Annotated in this window: 4 protein-coding genes; 3 read left to right on the forward strand and 1 reads right to left on the reverse strand. The window is 69.2% G+C overall.

The window, feature by feature from the left end:
* The first annotated feature begins 156 nt into the window (after window positions 1-156).
* Entirely contained in the window at window positions 157-1,017 is an 861-nt protein-coding gene (locus ACYP33_RS15095; protein ID WP_459622669.1) for an NAD(P)-dependent oxidoreductase, read from the forward strand.
* Between the two features lie 138 nt (window positions 1,018-1,155).
* Here ACYP33_RS15095 and ACYP33_RS15100 read toward each other — a convergent pair whose 3' ends face one another.
* On the reverse strand, window positions 1,156-1,701 hold the full coding sequence (locus ACYP33_RS15100) for a MarR family winged helix-turn-helix transcriptional regulator (RefSeq protein WP_414448251.1): 546 nt from the start codon (window positions 1,699-1,701) through the stop codon (window positions 1,156-1,158).
* Window positions 1,702-1,887: 186 nt separating this feature from the next.
* Between ACYP33_RS15100 and ACYP33_RS15105 the strand changes: the two genes are divergently transcribed.
* Together ACYP33_RS15105 and ACYP33_RS15110 are read left to right on the forward strand one after the other, a co-directional pair.
* Window positions 1,888-2,322 (forward strand): nuclear transport factor 2 family protein, encoded by a 435-nt coding sequence (locus ACYP33_RS15105; RefSeq protein ID WP_459622670.1) that lies wholly within the window; start codon window positions 1,888-1,890, stop codon window positions 2,320-2,322.
* Between the two features lie 116 nt (window positions 2,323-2,438).
* The gene (locus ACYP33_RS15110) at window positions 2,439-3,110 is read left to right on the forward strand and encodes a hypothetical protein (RefSeq protein ID WP_459622671.1); all 672 of its coding nucleotides are present in this window, start codon (window positions 2,439-2,441) and stop codon (window positions 3,108-3,110) included.
* Window positions 3,111-3,144: the final 34 nt, after the last annotated feature.

Below are 3,144 nucleotides of genomic sequence, written 5' to 3' on the forward strand. Positions count from 1 at the left end.
GGCCATTCTCGATGATTCCGGCGAGGCGTGCCGGGGCCGCCGTCATGGCCGGAATCATGGCGTGCATGACATGGCGGGGCGGGCGGCGGGCGCGCAGAATCGGCGGCGAAACCGGCATCGAGCCGTGCACCAATCATTCAGCGGGAGAGCAACGAGATGGCGACGATTGCGGTACTGGGCCTGGGCGCGATGGGCTCGCGCATGGCGGCGAACCTGATCCGGGCCGGGCATCGGGTGACGGTGTGGAACCGCAGCCCGCAGGCGGCCGCGCCGCTGGTGGAAGCCGGCGCGCGGCTCGCCGACACGCCGAAGGCGGCGGCCGCCGACGCGGCGTTCGTGATCGCGATGCTGCGCGACAACGAGGCCTCGCGGCAGGTCTGGCTCGACCCCGATACCGGCGCGGCCGGGGGCATGGCGGCCGGTGCGATCGCGATCGAAAGCTCCACGCTGACGGCCGAGTGGATTCGCGAACTGGACGAACGCCTGGCCGAGCGGGCGCTGCCGCTGCTCGAAGCGCCGGTCGTCGGCAGCACGCCGCAGGCCGAGGCCGGGCAATTGACCTATTTCATCGGCGGCGATGCCGGGGTGCTGGCGCAAGCCGAACCCGTGCTCGCGGCGATGGGCGCGTCCATCGTGCATGTGGGGTCGCCCGGCGCCGCCGCGCTGGCGAAGCTGGCCACCAACACGCTGCTCGGCGTGCAGGTGGCGGTGCTGGGGGAATTGATCGGCCTGCTGGGGCACGCGGGCGCCGACGTCACGCGAATCCTGGCGGCGATCGCCGCCACGCCCGTCTGGAGCGCGGCGGCGGGGCGTGTGTCCGGCCTCATGCTGACCGGCGCGGTTGCGCCGCAATTTCCGGTCGAGCTGATCGAGAAGGATTTCGGCTACACGTTGCAGACGGTCGGCAACGATGCGATGGCGCCGACCATCGCCGCCGCGCGCGGCGTGTTTCGCATCGCGGTCGAGCGCGGTTTCGGCAAGGAGAACATGACGGCGGTGGCCAAGCTGTTCGTGTAGCGGCGGTGTTCGATGCTTGGCTGCGACGCTGAGCGGCTCTAAGCAGCCCCAGGCGACCCAGGCGACCCAGGCGACCCAGGCGACCCAGGCGACCCAGGCGACCCAGGCGACCCAGGCGACCCCAGGCCCTAAGCAGCCCTAATCGCGGCTTTCGTCCCGGTCCCGATCGTACGCGGCGAGGAACGTGTCGGACGACACCTGATCGGCGAGCCGCCGCAACATGACGGCATCGGCCGTGCCGAGCACCGTTTCGACGCGTTCGTTCGCCTCGCGCCAGTGTTCGAACGCGACTTGCAGGCGTGCCTGCCCATCGGCCGTCAACGTCACGCGCTTGACGCGGCGATCCTGGGCGTCGGGCCGCAGCGCCACCAGCCCGTCGCGGATCAGCGGGCGCAGCGCGTGCGTCACGGCCGAAATCTGCACCGCGAGTTGATCGGCCAGATCCTGCAGCGTCGGGGGCTGATTGCCGTTTCGCTGCGTGATCCGCTCGACTTCGGCGAGCAGGCCGGCCTGGGTGGACTTGAGGCCCGACGGGGCCATCGCATCGTCGTACAGGTTGCCGAGACGGCGCGCCGCGCGGCGCAGCGCTGTGTGGGTACAGGCGAGCGACGCGAAATGCTCGCGCGCCTCGGCGTCGCTTGGTGGGGCGGCGGGGGCGTTGGTGGCGTCGGGTTTGCTTGGCATGCCGGAGGATCTGCAAGTGCAGCGCGATGCGGGAAAGCGCTCACTATAACGCTTTAACTTGAGCGCTCAAATACTGGCCGCTCGAATCGGGAGGGGCGGCGGGCCGAGCAACGGTGCGCCGTCCCTCGTGTTCGTCACGGCTCGCAGCACCGGGCAGGGCCGGCCCATTGAACCGGAGCGCCGCTCATGTCGTCCGCACGCGAAGTCTTCATGCAGTTCACCGATGCCCTCACGCATCTCGATACCGACCACGCACGCTGCCTGGCGCTGTTCGCGCCCGACGCCGTCTTCGAGTTTCCATACGCGCCCACGCTGGGCCTGCCGGCGCGCCACGAAGGCACGGCGCAGATCGGCGCCTTGCTCGAATTGATCCGCGACCGGATTCCACCGGTGGCCGTCGGCACGATGGTGATTCACGAGCTGAAGCGCGATGGCGAGCTGTTCGTCGAGTACCACTCCGAAGGCCGCATCGGCGGCACCGGGCAGCCCTATACGCAGGACTACGCCAGCTATGTGCGGGTGGAAAACGGCCTGATCCGGGTGCTGCGCGAGTACTTCAACGCCATTTCGAGCGCGCGCGCGATCCTGCCGGGCGGCCTGGCCGACGTGCCGCCCGCGTGACGCAGGTAAGGCGGCGTAACTGCTTGATAGATAGGGAAATCGTGTTTTCCTGAGCCGACCTCAAGTTTTTCGTTCGGATGCCGATATGCAGCGGTCAAGCCAACGGAGAGCAGGTCATGAGCATTCAGGCGACTTCCAGCATCAGCACGGTCGATCCGTATGACAGCACGTCGGCGAGCAGCAAGCGCGACAAGCAGGCGGCGGCCGATGCGGCAGCCGCGGCGGCTTCCGGTCAAACCAGCCAGTCGAATCCATCGAGCCAGTCGGCGGCGGCGGCAGCGGCGTCGGCCAGCGCGACGCAACCGGCCACGGCGGTGACCTCGACCTCGTCGGCGACATCCGCCACTTCGGCCACCGCGTCGACCTCGACCACCGACATTACCGGCGGCACGCCGCTCGGCTATGGCGCAAGCAGCACCGCATCGGCGAGCACCTCGACGGCCGTGGGCGCATCGTCCACTTCGAGCACGTCGTCGGATTCGTCGACTGCCTCGTCCGGCACGTCCGGTTCCACGAGCAGCACGCAAGGTTCGGGCGGCGGTGGTGGCGGTGGCGGTGGCTCTTCGAGCAGCAGCAGCGCCGCGAGTCAGCTCGAACAGACGATCAAGCGCCTCGAACAGCAACTGCAGCAGGCCGAGCAGCAACTGGCACGCGCGCACACCGATGCGGAACGCCAGGCCGCTACCACGCAGGTGGCGACCGACAGCGCCGCCCTGCAGTCCGCGATTGCGCAATACGTGCAGCAGACCGGCCAGTCGAGCGGCACGGCCGTCAGCGTCTACGTTTGATCGTGGGCGATGTAGCGTGAGCCGTCGTGGGGGC

This window comes from Burkholderia sp. 3C (genome assembly GCF_054589155.1).

Bases quoted from the DNA above. Each gene is read 5' to 3' on its own strand.
- ACYP33_RS15105 (WP_459622670.1), top strand. From the start codon at position 1,888: ATGTCGTCCGCACGCGAAGTCTTCATGCAGTTCACCGATGCCCTCACG.
- ACYP33_RS15100 (WP_414448251.1), bottom strand. From the start codon at position 1,701: ATGCCAAGCAAACCCGACGCCACCAACGCCCCCGCCGCCCCACCAAGC.
- ACYP33_RS15095 (WP_459622669.1), top strand. From the start codon at position 157: ATGGCGACGATTGCGGTACTGGGCCTGGGCGCGATGGGCTCGCGCATG.
- ACYP33_RS15110 (WP_459622671.1), top strand. From the start codon at position 2,439: ATGAGCATTCAGGCGACTTCCAGCATCAGCACGGTCGATCCGTATGAC.